Here is a 21,552-nt window from a genome sequence, read left to right as displayed (position 1 = left end):
GCCGCCCCAGGCCGCGCACTGCCGCGCCGAACTGGGCCAGGTGAGCGTGCCCCTGCCAAAGGTCGAGGCCGTCCCGCGTCAGGTGCGCACCGTGAACAGCGACGCTTGCGACGAGGTGACCGAACTGCCGTGCGCCATCGGGTTCCTTGAGCGGTCCACGGGACGACTCGTCGAGGCCAGGCGGATACTCGAACCGCTGCACGACGACCGGTACGGGGTCTACGGTCCCGACGACGAGGACACGATGGAAATCACCGACGTCCTGGCGCGAATCCGCCTCACCCTGGACGATACCCACCGGGAAGCACCGGAGACTTGACTGCCATGAGCCTGCCAAAACTCCCCGGCACTTGGATGGGAATGGCCATGAAGGGATCCAGCATCGTGGACGACGCGGGCTGGAAACCGATTCGCGCCGCGTGCCGCCTGACGCCCGACAAGACGCCTTAGCCGCGGAGACACGGAACCAACGGGCTGGTCGCAAAAAGTTATCCGTATCGCCCACATCAGCTGGCATCTTTGAGACCAGCAGCTTCAGATCCTCCTTTCCCCTTCCAGCGGCAAGGCATAAGTGACATGACTGATTCCACCACCGGTCCCGCAGAGGCACAGTCCCGCGCCCGCTACCTGCTCGACGGTCGGCGGGTGACCATCGCCGACCTGCTCGGCAGCGGACTACTCAAGGAAGGGGAACGGCTGCGGTTCGTCCGACCCCGCGTCGGCGAGTCTCACGAGGCCGCGGTCACACCCCGGGGATGGATTCGGCTTTCGGACGGCGAGGAGTTCCGCTCGCCGTCCAAGGCCGCCATGGTCGCCGTCGGGAACGGAACGTTCGACGGCTGGGAGGCGTGGCAGGTCGACGACGGCAGACACCTCACGCAGTTGCGTCAGGAACTGCTCGACCGGGCGGCTGAGGAGGCCGATCCCACGACACCGGAGAAGGAGCAAGAGCAGACGTCCGTGTCGCCCAGGGAGCGGCACGCACGGCTGAAGGAAGCGCGCGAATCGGCAGAGACAGGGCGTCCGTTGTCCCTCTCGGTGCAGGAGCTGCTGGCCTGGTGGGGCGCGACGGGCCGAGGCGCCGTCAACGACCAGATCCAGGCCGAACTCGCTAACCACAGCCTGATCACCTCGCCCGAATTCGACAAGGTGTCCCTGACCGCGGCACCCGGCCACCCGATCACACCACCGGCAGCATCACCGTGGCGGTCAGCCAGGCCACCGCGGCCCTGACCCTGCACGGGTCGGACTTCACGTCCCGGGACGAGCAAGGCAAAAGCATCCGCTTGAGCCCCGTGGGCGCCGCCACCGTCACCGCCACCCCCGGCCATCCCGCCACCATCACCCTGAAGGGCACCTTCCAGGCCGGAGCCGCCCAACTCACCTGGCTCAACGCTGGCAAGGTCATCGCCATCCGGGACTTCGACATCGAACTCGACTAGGACGAACCGCCCGGCAACCGCAAGCCACGTCGTGCAGCGACCGGCCAACGGGCCTCACGTGTCGCGAGCCGGCCGCCCTGTCGCCTCAGCTGTGGTCGGCGCAGCACGGCGTGGGGTTGGGCACCTCGAACGGCGCGAGCATGCCCCCTGCCGCAGGTTGCAGGGTCAGTACGAGCTGCCCGTCGTGCCATTCGGGCCGCACGTGGTCACGGGTCACCACTTGGGCATCGCCGTCCGGTCCGGCGGCGTCGGGCGGAGCGCCGAGCACCACGATACGGTCGATCGCGGTGTGGGTGAGTACCTCCCCAACGGTGACCGTGCTGGTCAAGCGCTCAACGCCGGGAAAGACCACGGCGCGGCCGCCTTGCCTACGCTCGTGCTCGGCGGCTGCCTGGGCCGCGCAGGCCACGGCCCCTGCCGGGCCGTGCTCACGTTCGCCCAGCACGGCGCCTGCCGTCGCCCGGTCCGGGCCGGCGAGCAGCGCGACCAGTCGCTTCCACGCCGCATCAGCGGTGGCCGCGTCGGGCAGAGCGAGGGAGACAACCGTGCTCCGACGGTCGGTACCGCGTATCAGGTGAGTGCAGGCGGCGGTGCCCGACGGAAGGCCGAGGACATCCACCAGGTGATGGATCAGGTGGTCGGCCTCGCGAAGGCCCGCCGTGCCGGCGTCCACACCGATGACGGTGCGGACGCCGGACAAGCTGTGGAATGCCGTCATGCGGGCAGGACCCACATCGGGTTGGAGTAGAACCACAGGTCCTTCCACGGGTCCGCGTCACCGAGGACGTCCATGGCCGGCCCCACCGGGTCGACGGCGGTACCGCGCAGTCCCATTGCCGTGCGGTTGCCGTCGGTGCCGCGCAGCCGCACGTACACCGGTGGCCCACACTCTGGCCTTGGTCCACTCGGCAAAGCGCCGGTGCGCGGTCGCCCCCGAGGGGCCGAACGAGGCGGACGGCAGCTGCTGCCACGTGCAGCCCGACGTGGCCACGAACACGATTGCGGCCAGCACCTCCCGGTCACCGTGCCGGCGCCGGCCGCCGCCTTGAGGTCGCGACGGAGGCTCCGGGACCACCCGCTGGAACAGTTCCCACAACTCATCCGGCACCAGCCGCTCAACGATCGAGACTACGACCGGCAGCCCACCGACCCAAATGAGATGACGTCTTAGGTCGGTGTGCGTGCCCGGGGACACGGCGAGGCAGCGGGCACGGCCCGAATAGCTGACACGCCCGAGCCGGGCCTTGCGTGCCATCCGGTGCCGAATGGTTACGGTGAGGTGTGGCCAGTTGCGACACCGAACGCCGTGGACGGGTTGGTCGGCCCGGGTACGGGGCCGCGGCGGGCGTGTTCGCTGTCGGGATGATGGGCACCACCCTGCCGACGCCGCTGTATGAGCTGTACCGGCGGCAGATCGGGTTCTCCGAGCTGATCGTGACCGTGGTGTTCGCCGTCTACGCGGTGGGCGTGATTGCCGCCCTGCTGGTCGCCGGCGACTTCTCCGACGTGCTGGGGCGGCGCCCGATGCTGTGGTGCGCGCTCGGGCTGTCCGCGCTGAGCGCGGTGTGCTTCCTGTGTGAGGGCGGGCTGCCGCTACTGTACGTAGGACGGGTCCTGTCGGGTTTCTCCGCCGGTCTCTTCAGTGGCACCGGTACCGCTGCGGTCCTGGAACTGGCGCCGGCCGAGCGCCGCGCACGCGCCGCGCTCGCGGCGACCGCCGCCAACATGGGCGGCCTCGGATTCGGCCCCCTCTTCTCCGGTCTCCTCGCTCAGTACGCGCCATGGCCGCTGAAGCTGCCTTTCCTTGTCCATCTGGTCCTGCTGGGGCTGTCTGCCGCCGTCACCTGCCTGCTCCCGGAAACCGCGCGTCCGAGCAGCCCTCGGCTCCCGCTGCGGCCGCAGGGCATGTCGGTCCCGCCCGAGGTGCGCGGCGTGTTCGCACCCTGCGCCCTCGCGGCGTTCGCCGGCTTCTCGCTGCTGGGCCTGTTCACCGCGGTCGCCCCGGACTTCCTCGTCCGGACGCTGGGCGAGCACAATCTGGCGGTGGTCGGCGCTGTCGTCTTCTGCGTGTTCTGTGCCTCCACCGGCGGGCAGCTCCTCATGGGATGGGTCGGCGTGCGCAAGGCTCTGCCGTGGGGATGCCTGGTGCTCGTCGCGGGCCTCCTGCTGGTGGGAGCCTCCCTGCTGTTGGCGTCGCTGCCATTACTCCTCCTGGGCGCCGTCACCGGCGGCGTGGGGCAGGGCATGGCGTTCCGCGCGGGCCTGACCGAGGTGGGCTCTGCGGCACCGGACGCCCGCCGGGGCGCCACCATCTCGGCGTTCTTCGTGGTCGCGTATGTGGGGATCTCGCTGCCCGTGGTCGGGATCGGTGCCCTGGGGGTGGTACTCGGGGTGCGGGACGCCGGCGTGATCTTCACGGGGTGCGCGGTTCTCGTCGTCTCGGCAGTGGGCACCCGTCTGTGGCGGCGGCCACTCACAGATCTGTGAAACCGCAGCGCTCTACTCCCCAGCAGTGCCATCGCCCTGCGCAGATCCAGCCTCAACAGCCGTGCACGCATGCAACTCGACGGCCGGTAGTCGCCTGACGCTTCCACCGATCGGCCCCCACCACCACCGCCGACGGCGTCCGCCGATACGACGGGCTGAGCTACGCCACCGACTCCGGTTACCGGCCGCGGCTGCTGGACCTGTCCGTGCCGGCGGCTGCCGAACCCCCCGCCGTGGTGGTCTGGATCCACGGCGGCGCCTGGATGGAGGGCGACCGGCGCCACCCGCCGCCGACGTCAAAGCGGCCATCCGCTGCCTGCGCCACTATCGCGGGACGCTCGGGATCGACGGGACGCGGATCGGCGTGCGGGGGGAGTCGGCCGGCGGTCACCTGGCAGCGCTGGCCGGGCTCACCGGCGCAGCCCACGCCTCGCTCGAAGGAACGGAAGGGATCGCGCAGGGCGGCACGACGGTCGGGGCTGTCGTGGACTGGTACGGAATCAGCGACGTGGAAGCGCTGCTGCCGGACGCGCCGGGCGCCCACGACCCCGGACCCTGGCCTGGATCCGCCGGCGCTTCTTCCCACACCTGCTTCCTTCGCTCGTTCGTCTCCATCGCGATCGGCGAGGCGGTCATCGCCGGCGTCAGCGCCGCGCTCGGCGCCGCCGGCTGACCCGGTTCACGCCCATGTGCGTCACTTCTCGATGTCCAGCACCGCCATCATGCCCCGGTCCTCGTGGTTGAGGATGTGGCAGTGCAGGACCGTCTTGCCGGTGTAGTCCTTGAAGTGCATCCGGATGACGAACCGGCCCTTGGCGGGAAGACTCGCGACGTCCTGCAAGCCGTGACCGTGGTGCGGGCGACCGTTGATGCTCATCAGCTGGAAGTGATTGGTGTGCACATGGAAGGAGTGTTCCTCGTCGCTCTCGTTGACCACGGTCCACTCCTCGACCGTGTTCAGCTTGGCCCGGATGTCCACCCGGTTCGGATCGAACTGCTTGCCGTTGATGTAGAACTTGGTGCCGGCCTTGTTCTCGGAGAACACCACGGTGCGCCGCGTGGCGATCGGCTCGTGGCTGAGATCCACCGTGGGCGCGAACGGCGTGGTGGGCAAGGCCGCTGGCGGCATCGAAGGTCCCTGGGAGGCCAGGGTGGCCAAGGTCGTCTGCGGGAAGGAGTTGCCACCTGGCCCGGTCTGGTAGGCGAGTGTCTGCAGTTGGGTGCGGCCGGCCGGGCCTCCTTGTACGAGCACGTCGAAGCGGGCCCCAGCCGCAAGGAGCAGCGAGTCCGCCGTCCAGATGCGGTCGACAGGGGTGCCGTCGTGGGCGATCACATGGAACTTCTGTCCTTGCAGGTGGACGTTGTAGTAGATGTTGGCGCTGATGTTGGCCAGCCGCCACAGCTGGGTCTCGCCCGGCCGGATGCGGATGGTCGGGTTCAGCTGGCCGTTGACGGTGCGGTTGGTGGGCGCCCCGATGTGCAGGTTCTGGGTCTTGATCGCGTCGCCCTGGAGCTGGAAGTCCTTGAGCGCGATGACGTGCTCGGTGATGTGGCGCAGGTTCGCCGGAAGGTACTGCTGCAGGCCGTCGACGATGAGGATGCCTGACATGCCCCCGGCGACCTGCGGTGCGGAGGTGACGTGCGGGTGCGGGTGGTACCAGTAGGTGCCGGCTCGCAGGGTGCCGGGGAACTGGAACGAGTAATGGAACGTCTGGCCTGGATGAATGTGGAGGAAGATGTTGTCGGCGTTGCCGCTCGGTGACACGTGGAGCCCGTGAACGTGCAGGTTGGTGACCTCGTTCAGCGTGTTCTTGAAGGCCAGCTCCATCTTGTCCCCCGGCCGGATCCGCAGCGTGGGCGGCATGTAGCTGCCGTTGTAGGTGAAAGCCCACACCATGTGCCCACCCAGGTCTACGCGCCGTTTCTCCACGACGAGGTCCGCCCGAAGCAGCCCATTGTGGCTGACCAACTGCGCCGGTTCCTTGAGCGGAGAGCCTTCCGCGAACGAGAGCGCCGGCGACGGGGACGACATCATCGGCGACGGGGACCGGTCGCTGGTGCAGCCGCTCATCAGGGTACCGACGGCAAGGATCAGCATCAGGGCGATACAGGGCAGCTTGGACCGGGGCCGCATGACGCCTCCACCGATGGACATCCACGTCCCAGGCTAGCTGAACACCGGCGAGCACCCGAGAGAAGCCGTACGCGCTCCGGCTGGATCGTTCGAGTGACGAGCTGCACCCCGATGCCATCCCGCGGCGCGGCACGGCGCGCATCCAAGTGGACCGTCAACGTCGAGGAAGAAGTGCCGCCCGCGCCGTCGCGCTTCCCGCCGGGGCCGGCCTCGACCTGGGCGCGACGGCCAAGGCGCTGTGCGCGGACCGCGCTGTGGCGCGTGCCGCCCGCGCAGCTGGCCCTTCACGGTTCAGGCGTTACGGCTACGCAGGCGCTGCCAGCGCTGTTCAGACCTTTCCCCCGGCCGAGTCGGCCCGTGGTCGACGTGGAGGACGCCGGCATCGGTTTCGCCCGGTCGCGGGCCGACGACGGGAGCGGCCAACACAGTCGTCGGGTCGCACGGGCACCGGGCTCGGCCTGGCCATCGTGCGCGCCTTCGTCGAGTGTCATGGCGGAGGCCTCACCGTGGTGTCCGAACGGCCGGGCGACTCGTTGCTCCGGACGCAGCTGCCGCTGCATCCGCCGGCGGCCGAACCGAGGTCGTGAGCGGTCAGGCCGCGGCTACCACTGGGCGGCCAGCGGCGCGCCGAGGAGCGCCAGGACGAACCCGACGCCCAGGGCCGCGGCCAGCAGCGCCCAGCGGGCCCGGGCGCCGGGCAGGCGCCGCCCGCCGTGCCGGGCCGAACCGCGCCGCAGGTCGGCGGCGATGAGCCGGGGCAGCCGCCGGACGTGTGCCAGGACATGGACGGTCATCACCGCCGCCCAGCAGAAGAAGCTCGCCTTGTGCAGCAGCAGGACCGGGAAGGGCCCCACGGTCCGGCCGACCAGGGCCAGTGTGACTCCGGTTGCCAGTACGGCCACGCTGGTGGCGACCACCAGGGGCCCGAGCGCCCGCAGCAGCGGGGCGGGCGGGCCTTTGCGGCGGTAGACCAGGTGGCCGGTGTAGTAGCGGATGACGCGGTGGCCGGTGGTGCCGATCTTGAGGGCGACCGGGCCTATCAACAGCAGGCCTATGAAGAAGTGCCAGTACAGCAGCGTGTGCATGGACAGGAGGGTGATGCCCTGGACGGCGAAGAGCAGCAGCAGGACGGCGCCGGTCAGCGCGGTCAGCCGCTCATTGCCCTCCGGGCCGTCGGCCTCAGGGGCGGCGCCCTGCGGGTGTGCTTGCGGGTCGGTGGGCTCCGCGAGGTGGGTCAAGGCCACGGAGTGTCCTTCCATTCGCGCTTGGGGGCAGACCGCAGTTTGCCCGGGCGGTTGCAAAGATCTCGTTCAGGGATCAGCCGGCCCGGGCCGTGGCGGTCGCGGCGGTGTCATCGTTTGGGGGGGCGTTCCACACGGTCGAGGCGCAGTGCGAGCACCGGGCAGGCGGCCACGGCCCGCTTGGCGTGGGTGAACAGTTGGTCGGGGACGGTCGGGTCCGGGATGATCGGGTAGCCCCATTCGTCCAGGTCGACGAGTTCGTGGAGGAGTTCGCCGCACAGGCCGCGGCCTTCGCAGGCGATGCGGTCGATGCCCAGGATGTGCTGATGGCTCACTGCCAGCCCTCCTGCTCGGGTCCGGGGGCATCGGGTACGTGGAGCAGCGGGGTCCTCTGGGCGCCGGGGCAGCGGCGGTGGGTCAGGTGGCGGTGGACCTCGTCGGCGAAGACCTCCAGCGCGGTCGCGGCCAAGCGTGAGGCCCCATCGGGGTGGCGGCAGGCGCCGCGGCCGGCGAGGAGGCCGGCGCGCTGCCGCAGTCGCGCGACCAGTGCGGCGTCCGGCCTGCCCCAGGCCAGCGTGGCGAAGTCGCCTGCCACAGCGGGCAGGCCGAACCGGCAGGGGCCGCACTGCTGGGCGCTCTGCCTGGCGAGGTAGCCGAGTACCCGTGCCGTCTCGGACAGGCCGCAGCCGTTGTCCGGCAGGGCGAACAGCACGCCGGCGCCCGGTCCGGCGCCCGCGGTGGCCAGATCGGGTTTGGTGTACGGCAGGTTCTGGACCTGGTCGGCCGGGAGCCAGCTGCCGAAGTAGCCGCCGACCAGCAGGGCCCGCAGCGGCCGGGTGGCGCCGCCTGCGGTCTGCACCATGGCGGCGAGCGTCGTGCCCAGCGGGATCTCGTAGACGCCCGGTGTGCGCACCGCTCCCGAGAGGGTGACCAGGGTGGTGCCCGGCGCGTCGGGACGGCCGGCGCTGCGGAACCAATGGGGCCCGTAGCGGACGATCAGTGCGAGGTGGGCGAGTGTCTCCACGTTGTCGATCAGTGTGGGGCGGCCGTCCACACCCTTCTCGAACGGCCGGGGCGGAGTGGGCAGGGGACGAGCCTGGCCGCCGTTGAGCCAGTTCACCAGGGAGGTCTCCTCGCTGGAGACGTAATGGTGGGGCAGGCCGTGCAACCTGATCGGTACCGGGTCGAGCCCGGCCCGGTCGCGCTCGGCGACCGCGGCGTCGAGGTCACGCAACTGGGTCTCGCGGGTGCGGGCCAGGCACAGGTGGATCTCGTCGGCGCCGACGGCCGCGGCGGCCAGCGAGGCGCCGTCCAGCACGAGATGCGGCGCGAGGTCGAGCAGCGTGGAGTCCTTGCGGCTGGCGGCCTCGCTCTCCATGCCGTTGGCGATGACGACGGCGGTGCCCCGGGCTTCGGCGACGGTGCGCAGCTTGCGGCCGGTGGGGAAGGCGGCGCCGCCCCGGCCGGTGAGCCCGGCCTCGTCCACCGCGCGAATCAGGGCCGTGGCCGGGCGGCCGGGCTGCGGCAGCGGAGGGGGCCCGTAGCCGGCGAGGTGTTCGGTCAGGCCGGCCCGGGCACCGGTGGTGAACCAGCCGCTGAGAAGGCGACTGCCATGCGGGCCGGTCGCCTGCTCGCCGAGCCGTAGCGCCGGGTCGGCTTCCCGTTCGCGGTTCATTCGGTCGTCCCCCTGTCTGTGGCGTCCGCGGATGCGGGCTGATGGGTGGTCGGCGCGGCGTGGGGTGCCGCACCACTGGCGCGCTGTGCCCAGTCGGGCTGCAGCGGACCGGTGGTCAGGAAGGCGATCAGCACCACCGGGACGAGGGCGCTGGCGGCGCCCATGGCTAGGCGCATGCCCAGCCGCCCGGGGCCGGCCCGGTACAGCCGCCACCACACTGCGGCCAGGACGACCAGCAAGCAGGCCGCGTACAGCAGCAGTTGCAGTGACACCTTGGTGTCGGTTCCGGTGCCTGCGGCGTGGAAGAGGGCCACCGGCCAGCTCGCGTACGCCAGCCAGTGCACGGTCTTCCACCGCCGCACGCCCAGGCGTAGCCGGACGGCGGTGGTGAGCAGCACGGCGAGCAGCAGATCGAAGGCGACCGTGCCCAGCCCCAGCCACAGCGTCCGGTAGGAGGAGGCGAAGGGCAGCACCACGTCCAGCAGCGTGACGTTCACATAGGTGTCCGCGACGGTGGTCAGGACGTGCAGGACGAGGAACGCCAGCGTGAGCAGCGAGAGGTTGCGGTGCAGCGCGCTGATCTCGAACCTGGCGATCCGTTTCGGCGCGTACTGCCCGCCGACGGTGATGCCCAGCACCACGGTCGCCGTGAGCAGGATGAGGGCGATGGTGCCGCCCGCCCGCGTGGCGAACCACAGGGGGCTGGGGCCCGCGGCGAGAAAGGTGGCGGTTGGGTGCATGCTCAGTCTCCGGGTTCGGGATCGGGCGGCCAGCCGCCGAGGGTGAGCACGCTGCCGTCGGTCCGTACCAGCCGGGCGGGCAGCCGGTGGTGGCGCAGCCAGTCGGGCGCCCCCTGCGCGCGGACGATCGCGGCGGTGGCCGCGGTGTTGGCGTCCACGCAGCTGGCCGCGGCGACGCTGACGGTGCGCCAGACGGGCGGTGGGACGTCGCCGGTGGCCGGATCGACGAGGTGGTGCAGGGTACGGCCGCCGCGCCGCCAGGTACGGGTGGTGACACCGGAGGTGGCCAGGCCGCCGCCTCGTACGGCGACGACCGGCGCGTCCGGATGCCAGGGCCCGGCGTGGTCGTCGGCGATCCCCACCTGCCAGCCCTGCTCCGGGGGTTCACCCGCCACCGACAGGTCTCCGCCCAGGCTGACCAGCACACCGCAGCCGACGGCGCGGGCGGCACGCGCCGCGGCGCGGTCCGCGCACAGCGCCTTGGCCGTCGCGCCCAGGTCGAGGCCGGCCCCGACGGGAAGCCGAAGCCGCCGCTCGCCCGGATCCCACTGGACGCTGCGCCAGCCGGCCGGCCGGACCACGGCCGCCGGCCGGACGTCCTCGGGGCGCACACTTGCGAAGGTCCGGTCGTAGCCGAGGGCCGACACCGCGGGCCCCACGGTGGGATCGACTGTGCCATCGGAGAGTTCGGCGGCACGGAAGGCCGTCTGAAGCGCCTCGGCGAACAACAGGCTCACGGTCACCTCGCGGCCCGCAGCGGCGTTGGCCCGCGACAACTCGGAGTCGTCGCGGAAGCGGCTACAGGCCAGATCGATCGCGGCCAGCTCGGTCTCCAGCACCCGCCGCGCGTTGTCCAGCGCGGCGGGATCAGTGACCAGCAGCACCGCGGTCGTGCCCAGGGCCGGGAAGCTGACCGTCGCCGGAGCGGCGGCGGTGATGGTCATGAGTTGCCGGAGGTGACGGGCGGTGCGGCCGGCGCGGGCTGGGCAGGCACGGCGGTGGGGGGCTGCGCGGGCCGGCGCAGCTTGTGGGGCGAGGTGCCCTGCCGGGTGTGGTCGGAGTTCGGGTCGGCCGAGCGTGCCGACGGCTGCTGCGCGCCGTCGTGCCCGGTCGTTGGCGAGGTGGCGGCGGGACGCTGGGCCGGGACGCTCGCCGCGGTCGGCACCGACTGGGCGTAGCCGGTGCCCAGGGCGAGGGAGCCGGCGGCGGCCGCGACCGAGACGCCGATGGTGGTGAGACCGACGCGCCGCAGGCCTTGGCTTCGCTTGTGCTCGGCGCGGACCCCGGATACTCGCTCGTGCTGCGACATGCGTGGTGCTCCTTCGGAAGGGCATCAAGGGGACCTGTCTGCACACCAGCGTCCGGCATGGCCCGTCGAGGACCCGTTCAGAAAGTCTTCAAAACCGGTAAAGGCATGCATCGCCCCAGGTGGGGGCCATATCCGGGTACGAACGAGGAGCCCACGGACCCACCGGGCCCACGCATCGCGGGCGCACAAAAAGGGCAATCCGGATGTGGCTACTGAGCCTGCCCGTCGCCGCGGGTATGGGCGCGGCGGAACGGGGGCAGTTCCACGACGACGGTCAGACCGCCTCCCGACGTCTCCGCCAGCTGGACGGATCCGCCGTTCGCGGTGACCAGGCGGTGAACGATGGCCAGCCCGAGACCGCTCCCCTTCGCCTCGGGATTGCCGAAACGGCGGAACGCCGCCGCGCGTGCCGCCGTACTCATGCCGGGCCCGTCGTCGATCACGCTGATCCGCACCATGGTGCGCTGTCCGGCCGAGCCGGGCGCGGTGGTGCCCTCGATGCGCACCCGGCCGCCGACGGGGACGGCGTCCACGGCATTGGCGATGAGGTTGTCCAGCACCTGCTCCAGATCCCCGGCGCCGACGAAGGCACTCAGGTCCGCGCCGCACCGGGTGGTCAGTGTCACCCGGCGTTCGCGGGCCACCGGCTCCCACGCCCCGCGCCGCTCGGCCACCACCTCGTCCACCCGGACCCGCACGGGCCGGGGTACCGCGCTCTCCGCACGGGCCACCGCGAGCAGCCCGTCCACCAGCCGGGACAGCCGCGCGATCTCCTCCTGCGCACCGGCCAACTCCGCGGCCGTCTCGACGTCCTCGGTCTCCTCGGCCAGCACGTCCAGGCGCAGCCGCAGCGCGGCCAGCGGGGTGCGCAGCTGATGCGAGACATCGGCGATCACCGTGCGGTGACCGTGGACGAGTCCCTCCATCCGGCCCGCCATCGTGTTGAAGGACGCCGCCAGCCGGCGCACTTCCTGCGGCCCGCGTCCCACCGGCGCGCGCACCTCCAACGAGCCCTCACCCAGTCGCTGAGCGGTTTCGTCCACCGCCTTCAACGGGCTCCCCACCCAGCGGGCCAGCCGGACCGAGACGAAAGCCCCCGCCGCGAGTACCACGGCGGCGGTTCCGGCCAGCCAGCCCCACACGGCGAAGATGCGGTCGTGGAGCGGGTCGAGGGAGCGGCTCAGCACCACCGCGCCCGCGGGGTCGTCGGTGTCGCCGACGGACGTGCCCACCACCAGCCGGTCCGCCGCCTCGGCCACATGGGTGCCGGGATCGGCGAGCGATTCCCGGATCAGGGAAGCCACCTCGTGGGCGGGGACCGCGACAGGGCACGAGGTCGTGGCGATCACCCGGCCCGCGGAGTCGTAGACCGCCGCGCACTCCCTGTCCTGATGGGCCTCGTGGAGCTGACGGTCCATCGAACCCGCCGGCTTTCCGTCGGACATGTGCTCCTCTGCAGCGGCGGACACGGAGCGCGCACTGGCCTCCAGGGCGCTCCTGAACGAGTCGTCCTCCCGGTCCGTCAGCAGCACGCCCAGCGGCACCACGGCGCTCACCAGCAGTACGGTGATCAGCGCCAGGACAGTCAGCGCGATACGGCGGGTCACGCTCGGTCGACCCCACCGGCCGGCTCACCGAGCCGGAACCCGCGCCCGTAGACCGTCTCCACCAAACCCGGCACGCCCAGCTTGCGGCGCAGCGCGGCGACGTGCACGTCCAGCACCTTCGTCGGGCCGTACCAATGCGCGTCCCACACCCGTTCCAGGATCTGCTGGCGGGTGACCACCCGGCCCGGGTCAGTGGCCAGGCACTCCAGGATGTCGAACTCTTTGGGTGTGAGCGTGACGTCTACGCCGTCGACCGTGACCTTGCGGGTCCGCAGATCGACAGCGAGCGGGCCGTGCTGCAGCACTTCGGGCGCGGCCGGCCGGGTGCGGCGCAGCACCGCCCGCATGCGTGCCATCAGCTCCGCGAGTCCGAACGGCTTGACCAGGTAGTCGTCGGCGCCCTCGTCCAGCGCCGAGACCCGGTCGCCTTCCTCACCGCGGGCCGTGATGACGATGATGGCCACGTCGGAGCGCCGGCGCAGGGCCCGGCAGACCTCGACACCGTCCGTGTCCGGCAGTCCGAGGTCCAGCAGGACGACGTCCGGCACCGGCTCGGCGGCGAGCGCCCCGCTGCCGGTGTCCACGCCGGCGGCGGCGTATCCAGCCCGCGTCAGCCCGCGCATCAAGGAGCGGGCGATACCAGGGTCGTCCTCGACCACGAGCACCCGCACGGCATCGCCGCCTGGTCCCCCGTCGCCTATCGCCTCTGTCCGCATGACCTCAGCGTAACGGCGCGGCGCTCAGGCACCGCCGGTCAGCGAGCCGGCGCACCAGAGGGTGTGCCCGGCATCACCGCCCGACGGGACCGCCGCGCCCATGGGAACGCCATGGGAACGGAAGGCCGGGTAAAGGCAGGGAACGATCAGGCAGGGACGGAAGACTGCAACCCGCTGAACGGCAGGAACGGGGAAGTCAGGGAAAGGCCGGCACAGACGGGTGAGGCCATGGGGTCTCTCCTGAAGCGGGTGTCGCAGGTTCGAATCCTGCCGGGGGCGCACTGCCTGACCAGGTCAGGCGGTGTGCCCCTCGTGCGGGTCGTCTGCTGAGGCCGTGTCCATGAGCCGTTCGGCTTCCGCCTCCGTTGCGGCCGGTGGCACGACGAGCAGGTCCCAGCGGCCGTGTCCCGGGGCGAGCAGGCAGACGGTGTGTTCGGCTCGTGGCGTGTCCGTCCGGCGCAGGTGCACCATCTGGTCCGCGACGAGCATCCCGTCGCCGGGCAGCGACCACATCGGCCCGTTCACGAGGACACTGCTGATGTGTCCCCAGTGGTGCGGCAGCCCGGCGAGCAGTCCGGGGAGTTCGACAGTCAGGTCGTACGACCTCGGCCACCAGGCCCCGTCGATACGCCGGGCCGAGCCGCCCTGGCGAGGCTCCGCTTCCAGCCGCAGCCGGGCGGCAGACGGGTGGAGCGAAGAGGTGGTCGTCATGAGGGCTCCTGGCTGGTGCGGACGGGAGACCCGCCACGGTCTGGGATTCGGCGGGCGGTGGCCGGTCCGGCGGGCGCCGGCCGCAGCCCGGCAGGGGCACGCGTCACGCGGTCTCGCCCGGATGCGTCCGGTCGACGGGCGGTCTGCTGGCGTCCAGCCAGGAGCGGAGGGGGCCGGCGTCCCGCGCGGGATCGAGCGTGAGGTGCAGACGCGTCCCTCTCCCCGACGTGAACGCCGGATAGCTGCGCTGCTCGTCCCCGGCGAACAGCAACCGGAGAGCGTCCGCGACGTGCCGGGCCGCTTCCGCATCCATGGAGACGATGCGCACCTCGACCGTGCCCTCGGCGGGAACGTCGTCCGGAAAGTTTTCGGTCAAGGGTGAGTGCGACTGCAGGGATTCGGTGGTCATGAGCGCCCCTGCCCCGGGCCGTGCACGGCTCGTGTCGTGTCACGCGGCCCTACCGTGCCGCGCGCCGAGGACGAGACCAGTCCTGTCACCGGTGTACGAAATACCCTCGACACTCCCCACCGTACTCCTGGCAGGCCCGGCGCAGCCGCTTCCAGTCGCGGGCGGCGTACGGTTGGAACACCGAGGGCATCACGCACTCCGGCCGCCACGCCGGGTCGTCCTCGGCGAGAGAGGAACCCCGAGCCACCCCAGCGGGCGGCGCGGAGACGGGTCGGCATCATGTCCGCCGCAGTCGAAGCAACTCCACGCAAGCTCGTCATGGCCGCCCGCGTACCGCGTACCCGTACCGGCCCGCGCTTCTGCCGAGGGGAGGCGTGATGGTCCTTTCCCGGCTGGACATCCACCGGCGGAACCAAGGGGAGGGGGCACTCGTCACGCTCGCCGGTGAGATCGGACCGGCCACGACGCCGCTGCTGCGGGCCGCACTGGAGCAGTGTCTGCGCGACGGCGTCACCGTCATCGACGTCGACCTGACCACGGTCGGCTCCTGCGATGCCAGGGGCCTGGACGTCTTCCTGTCGATGTCACGGCGCGCCGGCCGGGTGCACACTTTCCTGCGGTTGCACCACCCGTGCGCGCAGATCACCCGGCTCCTCGCCGTCACCGGCTCCACCCCCCTGCTCCTCGCGGCCCCCACGGATCCCGTGCCGCCCGCGCTGCCCCGCCACCTCTTGGAAGCAGCCTCCTCGGGTCCGTCGGCCGACGGGACGCGGACGCCTGAGGACACCGCTCGCGCACCGGTCCTCAAGGGCGGAATCCGCCTGCGTCGGCTGACCCGTTGGCAGACCGAGGGAGTGGAGGAGGACATCGCGGACCTGGCCATGGCGTCCGTCACGGACACTCCCGGTGCTTCGTTCCACGACCGGGGAGAGTTCCTGCGCCACCTGGCCGTCAGTGCCAGGCACCCCGGCTTCGCGCTGCTGGTCGCCGAGACGACGGTGCTGGTCGGTTGTGCCTACGGCTTTCCGCTGGGCCCGGACGGCTCCGGGCGGCGAGAGTTCGACCGATTGCTGCAGGAGAGCATCCAACGGCTCACCACCTGCGCACGGTTCGTCGTCCTCACACAGGTCGTCGCCCATCCGCACGCTCAGCGCCGGGACATCGCCCGCCGACTGCAACAGCGCCTGCTCACCGACCGGCACACCGCCCTCGGAGTCACCCTGCTCCATCCGGCCGACCAGGCCGGACATGCCGCATTCGAGTCCTGGGGCTGGCAGAACCTGGGACAGGTCGTCGGGCTGCCCGGCCCTGTCGCCCCCTGCGTGTTGACCCTCCCCCTGGAAATCCCCTCACCGGCAGGCCGGTGATCAAACTGCTGTGGTCGACGAGCCGGCGGGCCGTACCAGCCGCGGTGGTCATGCCACCCGTCGTCTGCGGTACGGATGCGCCCTCCGCACGGCGGTTGCGCCCCACGCCGTCCGCCACGCCCGGGAGTACCCTGGCACTCACCGAGAGCTTTTCGGCCGCACGACCACGGCGAGGCCGTTCCCGGCGAGTGACAGACGCGGGCAGCCGAAAGCCGCCCGGGACGGGATCGCACGATGGACGCCATCACAAAGCCCGCCGAAGGCACACAACCAGGTGACGCGCACAGCTACCGGATGCCCTTGCCCCGTCTCAGTCTCACGCCGGGCGTCAGCCACGGCCCGCTGGACGGAGCGTGGTGGCCGCGCTGCGACGCGCTGGAACTGGAGTTGCCCGCGCTGGTCGGCTCACTGGACCCGGCCGTCGGCACCGTCACCCGGGTCACCGTGGACCCCGCGTCCTGGCCCGATGCCCCGCAGAAGGTGATGGCGCCCGGTCACGTGATCGAGGTGGTCCAGAGCGACCCGGCCGCCGAAGCGCATGCCATCACCCTGGACTGCAGCACCACGGGGCGCTGGGAACTGCTGGTCATCCCACCCGACGAGCCCGCCGGAGCAGCCACCCGGCTGCTGACCGCCGCCGCCGACCCCGAAAACCCGCTGTCGGCCCCGCGCATCCTGGCACTCGCCGAGAGCGGCCTCGACGGAGAAGCCACATGGGAGTCGGAAGGAGGCCCCGGACTCAGGTGAGAGGCCCGACGAGGTCGGGCCCAGGTGCCCGGCCGGCCGGTCCGGTCGTCGAAGTCCCGGGGGGAGCCATGGCACGAGCGATCTCTTCGTCCTCCCACACCGCTGAACCGATGCGCGCGGATCATGGCGGGTGAGCGGATGATGCCCGGACGACGCACGGACCACTCCGAGAGCTTCGGGGAAGCGCTGCTGGGAGCGGTTCTCGACCGCGCGCACGAGCTTCCTCCCCATCTCATCGGGGCCTTGGTCGCTGACGTGGTGGAGCGATTGGAGGGCCGCCGTCCGCAGGTGCTGCTGCAGGACTACGGCCAGCTGACGCTCGTACCCCTGCCCGGCCAGGGCCTCGCGGGCGGGGAGCCGCAGCTGATCGACGACTCCGACGCGGGACGCTGCTTTCTCGACGCGGTCTGCGTCGAGGTGTCCGACGACGACGGCGTACGGGTCCACCTGCCGCTGCTGGACGGCGGTGACCAGGTGGGGGTCATGGCAGTGACGCTGGACAGCGTCGACGACCACGACCGCCGCCTGCTGCACAGGATCTCCGGCCTGGTGGCCGACCTGCTGGTGACCAAGCACGGCTACTCCGACCTGTTCTTCCGTGCCCGACGTGATGAGCCGATGAGCGTCGCCGCGGAGATCCAGTGGTCCCTGCTGCCACCGCTGGCGATGATCATGCCCAGGGTCGCCGTTGCCGGGATCCTGGAACCCGCCTATGACGTGGCGGGTGACAGCTTCGACTACGCGCTCAACGGAGACGTCCTCCACGTGGTCATGATCGACGCGATGGGGCACGGCCTGGACGCGGCCACGATGGCCACCGTGGCCATCGGCGCCTACCGCCACGCCCGCCGCGCCGGCATCGGGCTGTCGGAGATCTACGACTTCATGGACCGCGCGGTGGCGGAGCAGTTCGGTCCCGAGCACTTCGTCACCGCGCAGATGATGCAGCTGGACACGACGACAGGACGGGTCCAGTGGGTCAACGCAGGGCATCCGCCGCCGATCCTCGTCCGCAACCACCGCGTCGCGGGCCGCCTGGCCGCCCCGACGACCCTCCCTGTCGGCCTGGGCGGTTCGGAGCCACGGATCAGCGAGCTGGGACTGCAGCGCGGGGACCGCGTCCTCTGCTTCACCGATGGACTGGTCGAGGAGCACAAGACGGGCAGGGAGGAGTTCGGGGAGGACCAGTTGATCAACTGTGTGAACCAGCTGGAGAGAACCGGCCGCGGGGTCCGGGCGGTGACGCGCGCCCTGTCCCACACGCTCAAGCGGGAGCGGGGCGGACACACCACGGATGACGCGACGCTGCTCATGGTGGAGTGGCGTGGCTGACCTCACCACTGTCGTCCGCCGGCCTCAGCCGAGGGACGGCTCGTCAGTCGGACGGCCCGTACCCGCTCCCGGTGTCGATGAGGATCTGTTCCGCCTGGGTGATGTTGTCGGCCCGGACGGCCTGGGCCATCGCGGCATGTGCGGCCTCTGGTGTCGCGTGCGGCGGGACCACCAGCAGTGAGAACACGTCCTGGTCGCCCCGGGTGATCAGGACGGTGCCATCGCCCACCGGGAAGGAGTCGATGTGCACCACCCGGTCGTCGACGACGATCCGCGTCGGGAGCCCTTCCCAGGCCGCGGCGTCCAGCCCGACGCGCGTCACGGGGCCGAGATGTGCGGTGAGGGCGCTCAGCAGCGCGGGCAGCTCGGCACCGATGTCGCGCGACTGCGGCCACCACGCACCGTCCAGGACGCCTTCACGCGACTCCGTCGTCTCCAGCCGGAGCAGCGCACAGCCCGGCCGCACGGCCGCGTGAACGCCACTCGGCAGATGCCGGGAAACAGGGGGTGAATCGTAGCCGGTCATAAGGGTCCACCCGCCTTCCGGAACCGGTGCGAACACGGGGACTCGCGTCGCCCCTCCCACGCTACTCCGCGTAGCCCCGGGGAGCCGGAATCTCCGGGATCGGCCCGACCCCGGTGTGTGCTTCGACGGTAGGAACCACAGTCGCGGCTTTACGCTTCAGGAAAGGGGCGTACGCGCAAGCTCGGCGGCACCCGGACGCCGGACGTTCCGGGCGGTGGCCGCATATGTCCTCAGCGCCACCGCCCGCAGGAGGTACGCGTGGATGACAACGATCGGCCTCCGTGGGCAACGCCTGGATACCGCCTCCTCGCGGCGACTCAGGAGGCCGCTCTTGGCGTCGCCGAGGTGGTGCGTCGCCGCTCACCTCGACCGAGCAGCGCAGCTGACCCGTCGGCGGCGAAGGGACGGCCCGTCTCCGTCCCACCATCGACCGGCAGACACGCCTCACAGCCCGCACAGTCCTGGCTGGCATCCAGCGGATCAGCCCCCGTCAGAGCCCGCACCGTCGGCCACGAGCCCGAGAGCGACAGCCATGGCGACACTCCGTGAACGCAAGACCTACCGCAAAGCAATTCTCCGAACCCTGTACGGGGCAGTCGAACGCAACAGTCCCGAGGTCAGCGGAGCGACACTCCGTGACGAGGTCCGTCTTCCCGACGCGGACCTCTACGCAGCGTGCGCCTACCTGGCCGACGCGGGCCTGATCACCGTCGACTGGACATCGCACAAGACTCCCGCCACCGCCTCGCTGACCCATGAGGGCATCCGCTTCATGGAGGAGGAAGAAGATTCGGCTGCACCCACTCAGGGTGACTGACGTGGCGCCCGGTCGCTCCACCGAGGCCATCCGGGAGCCACGTGGGAGCCATGGGCTCTCGATACCCCTCGGGGCCACACGAGCCCCGTGCGGATCACGCCGGATCGGGCCTCCGGCCTCGACGGCGACCGCTCGCAGGAGGTCGCCCGTCCGTCCCGAGGAGGAAGAGGAAACGCACCGCGACAGCCCACTCCGCCGCCCCCCGTCCCGCCCCGGCCCCCGGACGAACATGGTCGGTACCTTGCACCGTGGGGGCCGCGTCATGTGCCGCCAGCGCGGCCAAGGCCCAGGTCGGAGAACCGGGCCTTCTTGCTGTCCAGCGTGATCAGCTGCGCGCCCCACGGTCGGCGTGTTCAGACCGTGGGGCGGCGCCGGCGGACTGCCGCCTCCTCCGGCAGGTGGCCTGTGCCGCCCAGGACGATCACCTGGAAGGCGGCACCGACGTAGACGGTCACGAAGCGGGAGATCCTGCGGGTGCTGCGCATGGTGGGTCACCTGCCTGCTCGGGTTTGTGGGCTGGTTCTCGAGCGCGCGCTCAGCGTCACCAGTTGATGGCGTCGTCCATCGACTGCTGCCAGTACGTGACCTTGAGCGAGTCGTCGACGTAGACGCCCTTCGCGGGCAGCGACGGGTGAGCGCCCGCGCCGACGCTCTCGTTGCCGGAGCGGCCGCGGAAGGAGACGGTCAGCGAGTTCACGGTGCGGCCGTTCGAGCCGCTGCCGTCGGTGGCGGACAGGCTCACCGAGGCGTAGCCGGACTGGCCCGGCTCGAGCGTGACGACTGCCTGCGGCTGCGAGTCCTGGATGACCGGAGGCACGGCCTGGGCCTCGCCGAAACGGACGGCCGGGTAGCCGTAGAGGAAGCAGCTCTTGCTACCGGTGTTGGTCACCGTGAGCAGCATGTGGTTCACCGAGCGGTTCAACGGAGCCGCGACGGTCTTGGTGTTGGACCCCTCGCAGGTGACGGGCTTGCTGGACGAGACGGGCGCCTTCGACGCCGAGGTGTCCGCGGCGGGCCTGGTGGTGCCGGTGGCGGGCCTGGTGGTGCCGGTGGCGGGCCCGGTGGTGCCGGTGGCGGGCCCGGCCTCCGGGGAGGAGGAGTCGGAGTTGGAGCCGGAGGACGAAGCTCCGGATGAAGGTCCCGCACCGGAGTCGGCGACCCCCAGGCAGGGCAGACCGACAACCTCGACAGCATCACCGCCGTGGTCCTCGGCGGCACCAGCCTCTTCGGTGGACGCGGGTCGGTGCTCGGCACGTTCATCGGCGTCCTCATCGTCGGCGTCTTCCGCAACGGCCTGCAACTGATGGGCGTCGCCTCCATCTACCAGACCCTGATCACCGGAGTCCTGGTGATCCTCGCGGTGACCGTCGACCAGATCTCCCGGAAGAAGGCCCGATGACCGCCACCACTCCCACCCCCGTTCTGCAGGCCCGCGGCCTGGTCAAGCGCTACGGCCACGTCACCGCCATCGACGGCGCCGACTTCGACCTGCTGCCCGGCGAGGTCCTCGCGGTCATCGGCGACAACGGCGCCGGCAAGACCAGCCTCATCAAGGCCCTCACCGGCGCAGTGATCCCGGACGCGGGCGAGATACGCCTGAACGGCGAACCCGTCACCTTCTCCGGTCCGCAGAGCGCCCGCGCCCACGGCATCGAAACCGTCTACCAGGACCTTGCCGTGGCCGCCTCCATGGACATCGCCTCCAACATGTTCCTCGGCCGCGAACTGCGCCGCCCCGGCCTCCTCGGCAGCGCGTTCCGCATGCTCGACAAGAAGCGGATGCGCCAGGAGGCCGCCGAGCACATGGCCGACCTGAAGATCGGGCTGCGGTCGCTCACCCAGGCGGTCGAGACCCTCTCCGGCGGCCAGCGCCAGGCCGTGGCCGTCGCCCGCGCGGTCGCCTGGGCCCGTACCGTCGTCGTCATGGACGAACCCACCGCCGCCCTCGGCGTCAAGGAGTCCGGCCAGGTCCTGGACCTCATCCGCCGCGTCCGCGACAAGGGCATGCCGGTCGTCCTGATCAGCCACAACATGCCGCATGTCTTCGACATCGCCGACCGGATCCACGTCCACCGGCTGGGCAAGCGGGCCGCCCTGATCAAGCCCTCCGACTACTCCATGGCGGAGGTCGTCGCCATCATGACCGGCGCGCTCACCCTCGATGAGGCCGGCGGTACCGTCGTAGCGGACTCCGAGGCGGCCAAGGCCGTCGGCGTCCAGGCCAACTGACTTGAACGTCTCATGGGTTCCGGCCGGCCGAGCGGCCGGAACCGACGAGCCCACACGGAACGG

The 21,552-nt window shown here is 71.2% G+C and carries 25 protein-coding genes and 4 pseudogenes; 12 read left to right on the top strand and 17 right to left on the bottom strand.

The genetic code is table 11. From position 1 onward, the window contains the following. The first annotated feature begins 91 nt into the window (after positions 1-91). The 3 genes from AB0N14_RS30695 to AB0N14_RS30685 all read left to right on the top strand — a co-directional run bounded on the left by AB0N14_RS30695 (position 92) and on the right by AB0N14_RS30685 (position 1,442). Positions 92-319, top strand: a complete 228-nt coding sequence (locus tag AB0N14_RS30695) for a tetratricopeptide repeat protein (RefSeq protein ID WP_366028954.1) — start codon at positions 92-94, stop codon at positions 317-319. A 257-nt stretch (positions 320-576) separates the two neighbouring features. Further along, positions 577-1,233: a hypothetical protein gene (locus AB0N14_RS30690; RefSeq protein ID WP_366028953.1), complete on the top strand. Its 657-nt coding sequence runs from the start codon at positions 577-579 to the stop codon at positions 1,231-1,233. Then, positions 1,203-1,442, top strand: coding sequence for a hypothetical protein (locus AB0N14_RS30685; protein ID WP_366028965.1), 240 nt, complete (start codon positions 1,203-1,205; stop codon positions 1,440-1,442). Before AB0N14_RS30690 ends, AB0N14_RS30685 begins: the two co-directional genes overlap by 31 nt. A gap of 85 nt (positions 1,443-1,527) precedes the next feature. Here AB0N14_RS30685 and AB0N14_RS30680 read toward each other — a convergent pair whose 3' ends face one another. From AB0N14_RS30680 to AB0N14_RS30670, 3 genes and pseudogenes are all read right to left on the bottom strand, one after another. After that, complete coding sequence (locus AB0N14_RS30680; RefSeq protein ID WP_366028951.1) at positions 1,528-2,160, bottom strand: hypothetical protein; 633 nt, start codon at positions 2,158-2,160, stop codon at positions 1,528-1,530. Continuing rightward, a pseudogene (locus AB0N14_RS30675) lies at positions 2,157-2,321 on the bottom strand (histidinol-phosphatase); the annotation flags it as partial. The pseudogene AB0N14_RS30675 and the gene AB0N14_RS30680, both read right to left, overlap by 4 nt. A gap of 1 nt (position 2,322) precedes the next feature. Next, positions 2,323-2,583 (bottom strand): annotated as a pseudogene (locus tag AB0N14_RS30670) (transposase); the annotation flags it as partial. Between the two features lie 206 nt (positions 2,584-2,789). Between AB0N14_RS30670 and AB0N14_RS30665 the strand changes: the two are divergent. Together AB0N14_RS30665 and AB0N14_RS30660 are read left to right on the top strand one after the other, a co-directional pair. After that, positions 2,790-3,929: an MFS transporter gene (locus AB0N14_RS30665; RefSeq protein WP_366028950.1), complete on the top strand. Its 1,140-nt coding sequence runs from the start codon at positions 2,790-2,792 to the stop codon at positions 3,927-3,929. Positions 3,930-3,954: 25 nt separating this feature from the next. Then, the gene (locus tag AB0N14_RS30660) at positions 3,955-4,602 is read left to right on the top strand and encodes a hypothetical protein (protein WP_366028949.1); all 648 of its coding nucleotides are present in this window, start codon (positions 3,955-3,957) and stop codon (positions 4,600-4,602) included. Between the two features lie 21 nt (positions 4,603-4,623). Here the strand turns inward: AB0N14_RS30660 and AB0N14_RS30655 are convergent, their stop codons facing one another. Further along, positions 4,624-6,084 (bottom strand): multicopper oxidase family protein, encoded by a 1,461-nt coding sequence (locus tag AB0N14_RS30655; protein WP_366028948.1) that lies wholly within the window; start codon positions 6,082-6,084, stop codon positions 4,624-4,626. Between the two features lie 125 nt (positions 6,085-6,209). Between AB0N14_RS30655 and AB0N14_RS30650 the strand changes: the two genes are divergently transcribed. Beyond that, entirely contained in the window at positions 6,210-6,650 is a 441-nt protein-coding gene (locus tag AB0N14_RS30650; protein WP_366028947.1) for a sensor histidine kinase, read from the top strand. 15 nt (positions 6,651-6,665) lie between these two features. Here the strand turns inward: AB0N14_RS30650 and AB0N14_RS30645 are convergent, their stop codons facing one another. From AB0N14_RS30645 to AB0N14_RS30600, 10 genes are all read right to left on the bottom strand, one after another. Then, positions 6,666-7,307, bottom strand: coding sequence for a hypothetical protein (locus AB0N14_RS30645; protein ID WP_366028946.1), 642 nt, complete (start codon positions 7,305-7,307; stop codon positions 6,666-6,668). A 107-nt stretch (positions 7,308-7,414) separates the two neighbouring features. Continuing rightward, positions 7,415-7,639: a ferredoxin gene (locus tag AB0N14_RS30640; protein ID WP_366028945.1), complete on the bottom strand. Its 225-nt coding sequence runs from the start codon at positions 7,637-7,639 to the stop codon at positions 7,415-7,417. Beyond that, complete coding sequence (locus AB0N14_RS30635) at positions 7,636-8,979, bottom strand: NADH-ubiquinone oxidoreductase-F iron-sulfur binding region domain-containing protein (RefSeq protein ID WP_366028944.1); 1,344 nt, start codon at positions 8,977-8,979, stop codon at positions 7,636-7,638. The genes AB0N14_RS30640 and AB0N14_RS30635 overlap by 4 nt, the downstream gene beginning before the upstream one ends. Next, positions 8,976-9,719, bottom strand: a complete 744-nt coding sequence (locus tag AB0N14_RS30630) for a ferric reductase-like transmembrane domain-containing protein (protein ID WP_366028942.1) — start codon at positions 9,717-9,719, stop codon at positions 8,976-8,978. The genes AB0N14_RS30635 and AB0N14_RS30630 overlap by 4 nt, the downstream gene beginning before the upstream one ends. Before the next feature lie 2 nt (positions 9,720-9,721). Beyond that, positions 9,722-10,663, bottom strand: coding sequence for an FAD:protein FMN transferase (locus tag AB0N14_RS30625; RefSeq protein WP_366028940.1), 942 nt, complete (start codon positions 10,661-10,663; stop codon positions 9,722-9,724). Further along, entirely contained in the window at positions 10,660-11,028 is a 369-nt protein-coding gene (locus tag AB0N14_RS30620) for a hypothetical protein (RefSeq protein WP_366028939.1), read from the bottom strand. Before AB0N14_RS30620 ends, AB0N14_RS30625 begins: the two co-directional genes overlap by 4 nt. Positions 11,029-11,237: 209 nt before the next feature. Beyond that, positions 11,238-12,635: a HAMP domain-containing sensor histidine kinase gene (locus AB0N14_RS30615; RefSeq protein WP_366028938.1), complete on the bottom strand. Its 1,398-nt coding sequence runs from the start codon at positions 12,633-12,635 to the stop codon at positions 11,238-11,240. Beyond that, the gene (locus AB0N14_RS30610; RefSeq protein ID WP_366028937.1) at positions 12,632-13,351 is read right to left on the bottom strand and encodes a response regulator transcription factor; all 720 of its coding nucleotides are present in this window, start codon (positions 13,349-13,351) and stop codon (positions 12,632-12,634) included. Before AB0N14_RS30610 ends, AB0N14_RS30615 begins: the two co-directional genes overlap by 4 nt. Before the next feature lie 294 nt (positions 13,352-13,645). Then, positions 13,646-14,062, bottom strand: a complete 417-nt coding sequence (locus AB0N14_RS30605) for a DUF5994 family protein (RefSeq protein WP_366028936.1) — start codon at positions 14,060-14,062, stop codon at positions 13,646-13,648. Positions 14,063-14,165: 103 nt separating this feature from the next. Continuing rightward, complete coding sequence (locus AB0N14_RS30600; protein WP_366028935.1) at positions 14,166-14,471, bottom strand: hypothetical protein; 306 nt, start codon at positions 14,469-14,471, stop codon at positions 14,166-14,168. A gap of 377 nt (positions 14,472-14,848) precedes the next feature. On the opposite strand from AB0N14_RS30600, the gene AB0N14_RS30595 reads away from it, so the two are divergent. From AB0N14_RS30595 to AB0N14_RS30585, 3 genes are all read left to right on the top strand, one after another. Next, positions 14,849-15,838: an STAS domain-containing protein gene (locus AB0N14_RS30595; protein WP_366028934.1), complete on the top strand. Its 990-nt coding sequence runs from the start codon at positions 14,849-14,851 to the stop codon at positions 15,836-15,838. Between the two features lie 234 nt (positions 15,839-16,072). Continuing rightward, positions 16,073-16,585 carry a DUF5994 family protein gene (locus tag AB0N14_RS30590; RefSeq protein WP_366028933.1) on the top strand — a complete coding sequence of 171 codons (513 nt, stop codon included), beginning with the start codon at positions 16,073-16,075 and terminating at the stop codon, positions 16,583-16,585. Positions 16,586-16,723: 138 nt separating this feature from the next. Beyond that, positions 16,724-17,917: a GAF domain-containing SpoIIE family protein phosphatase gene (locus AB0N14_RS30585; RefSeq protein ID WP_366028932.1), complete on the top strand. Its 1,194-nt coding sequence runs from the start codon at positions 16,724-16,726 to the stop codon at positions 17,915-17,917. A 43-nt stretch (positions 17,918-17,960) separates the two neighbouring features. Here AB0N14_RS30585 and AB0N14_RS30580 read toward each other — a convergent pair whose 3' ends face one another. Continuing rightward, positions 17,961-18,443 carry a DUF5994 family protein gene (locus AB0N14_RS30580; RefSeq protein WP_366028931.1) on the bottom strand — a complete coding sequence of 161 codons (483 nt, stop codon included), beginning with the start codon at positions 18,441-18,443 and terminating at the stop codon, positions 17,961-17,963. Between the two features lie 532 nt (positions 18,444-18,975). Here AB0N14_RS30580 and AB0N14_RS30575 point away from each other — a divergent pair. Next, positions 18,976-19,260 (top strand): hypothetical protein, encoded by a 285-nt coding sequence (locus AB0N14_RS30575; RefSeq protein WP_366028930.1) that lies wholly within the window; start codon positions 18,976-18,978, stop codon positions 19,258-19,260. A 353-nt stretch (positions 19,261-19,613) separates the two neighbouring features. Here the strand turns inward: AB0N14_RS30575 and AB0N14_RS30570 are convergent, their stop codons facing one another. Further along, positions 19,614-19,745, bottom strand: coding sequence for a hypothetical protein (locus AB0N14_RS30570; RefSeq protein ID WP_366028929.1), 132 nt, complete (start codon positions 19,743-19,745; stop codon positions 19,614-19,616). A 56-nt stretch (positions 19,746-19,801) separates the two neighbouring features. Continuing rightward, a pseudogene (locus AB0N14_RS30565) lies at positions 19,802-20,398 on the bottom strand (DUF4232 domain-containing protein); the annotation flags it as partial. On the opposite strand from AB0N14_RS30565, the pseudogene AB0N14_RS30560 reads away from it, so the two are divergent. Then, positions 20,399-20,659 (top strand): annotated as a pseudogene (locus AB0N14_RS30560) (ABC transporter permease); the annotation flags it as partial. Further along, a complete protein-coding gene (locus AB0N14_RS30555) occupies positions 20,656-21,489 on the top strand; it encodes an ATP-binding cassette domain-containing protein (protein WP_366028928.1) in 834 nt (277 codons plus the stop codon). The pseudogene AB0N14_RS30560 and the gene AB0N14_RS30555, both read left to right, overlap by 4 nt. The last annotated feature ends 63 nt before the right edge of the window (positions 21,490-21,552 follow it).

It is taken from the genome of Streptomyces sp. NPDC051104 (assembly GCF_040682835.1).
Lineage (GTDB): Bacteria > Actinomycetota > Actinomycetes > Streptomycetales > Streptomycetaceae > Streptomyces > Streptomyces cynarae.
This window is presented reverse-complemented; position numbering and strand designations above follow the sequence as displayed.

What these genes read in the sequence shown, in the direction of transcription:
- AB0N14_RS30690 (WP_366028953.1), top strand. Translation starts at nt 577, where the DNA reads ATGACTGATTCCACCACCGGTCCCGCAGAGGCACAGTCCCGCGCCCGC.
- AB0N14_RS30680 (WP_366028951.1), bottom strand. Translation starts at nt 2,160, where the DNA reads ATGACGGCATTCCACAGCTTGTCCGGCGTCCGCACCGTCATCGGTGTG.
- AB0N14_RS30655 (WP_366028948.1), bottom strand. Translation starts at nt 6,084, where the DNA reads ATGTCCATCGGTGGAGGCGTCATGCGGCCCCGGTCCAAGCTGCCCTGT.
- AB0N14_RS30635 (WP_366028944.1), bottom strand. Translation starts at nt 8,979, where the DNA reads ATGAACCGCGAACGGGAAGCCGACCCGGCGCTACGGCTCGGCGAGCAG.
- AB0N14_RS30630 (WP_366028942.1), bottom strand. Translation starts at nt 9,719, where the DNA reads ATGCACCCAACCGCCACCTTTCTCGCCGCGGGCCCCAGCCCCCTGTGG.
- AB0N14_RS30625 (WP_366028940.1), bottom strand. Translation starts at nt 10,663, where the DNA reads ATGACCATCACCGCCGCCGCTCCGGCGACGGTCAGCTTCCCGGCCCTG.
- AB0N14_RS30620 (WP_366028939.1), bottom strand. Translation starts at nt 11,028, where the DNA reads ATGTCGCAGCACGAGCGAGTATCCGGGGTCCGCGCCGAGCACAAGCGA.
- AB0N14_RS30610 (WP_366028937.1), bottom strand. Translation starts at nt 13,351, where the DNA reads ATGCGGACAGAGGCGATAGGCGACGGGGGACCAGGCGGCGATGCCGTG.
- AB0N14_RS30605 (WP_366028936.1), bottom strand. Translation starts at nt 14,062, where the DNA reads ATGACGACCACCTCTTCGCTCCACCCGTCTGCCGCCCGGCTGCGGCTG.
- AB0N14_RS30600 (WP_366028935.1), bottom strand. Translation starts at nt 14,471, where the DNA reads ATGACCACCGAATCCCTGCAGTCGCACTCACCCTTGACCGAAAACTTT.
- AB0N14_RS30595 (WP_366028934.1), top strand. Translation starts at nt 14,849, where the DNA reads ATGGTCCTTTCCCGGCTGGACATCCACCGGCGGAACCAAGGGGAGGGG.
- AB0N14_RS30590 (WP_366028933.1), top strand. Translation starts at nt 16,073, where the DNA reads ATGGACGCCATCACAAAGCCCGCCGAAGGCACACAACCAGGTGACGCG.
- AB0N14_RS30585 (WP_366028932.1), top strand. Translation starts at nt 16,724, where the DNA reads ATGATGCCCGGACGACGCACGGACCACTCCGAGAGCTTCGGGGAAGCG.
- AB0N14_RS30580 (WP_366028931.1), bottom strand. Translation starts at nt 18,443, where the DNA reads ATGACCGGCTACGATTCACCCCCTGTTTCCCGGCATCTGCCGAGTGGC.
- AB0N14_RS30575 (WP_366028930.1), top strand. Translation starts at nt 18,976, where the DNA reads ATGGCGACACTCCGTGAACGCAAGACCTACCGCAAAGCAATTCTCCGA.
- AB0N14_RS30570 (WP_366028929.1), bottom strand. Translation starts at nt 19,745, where the DNA reads ATGCGCAGCACCCGCAGGATCTCCCGCTTCGTGACCGTCTACGTCGGT.
- AB0N14_RS30555 (WP_366028928.1), top strand. Translation starts at nt 20,656, where the DNA reads ATGACCGCCACCACTCCCACCCCCGTTCTGCAGGCCCGCGGCCTGGTC.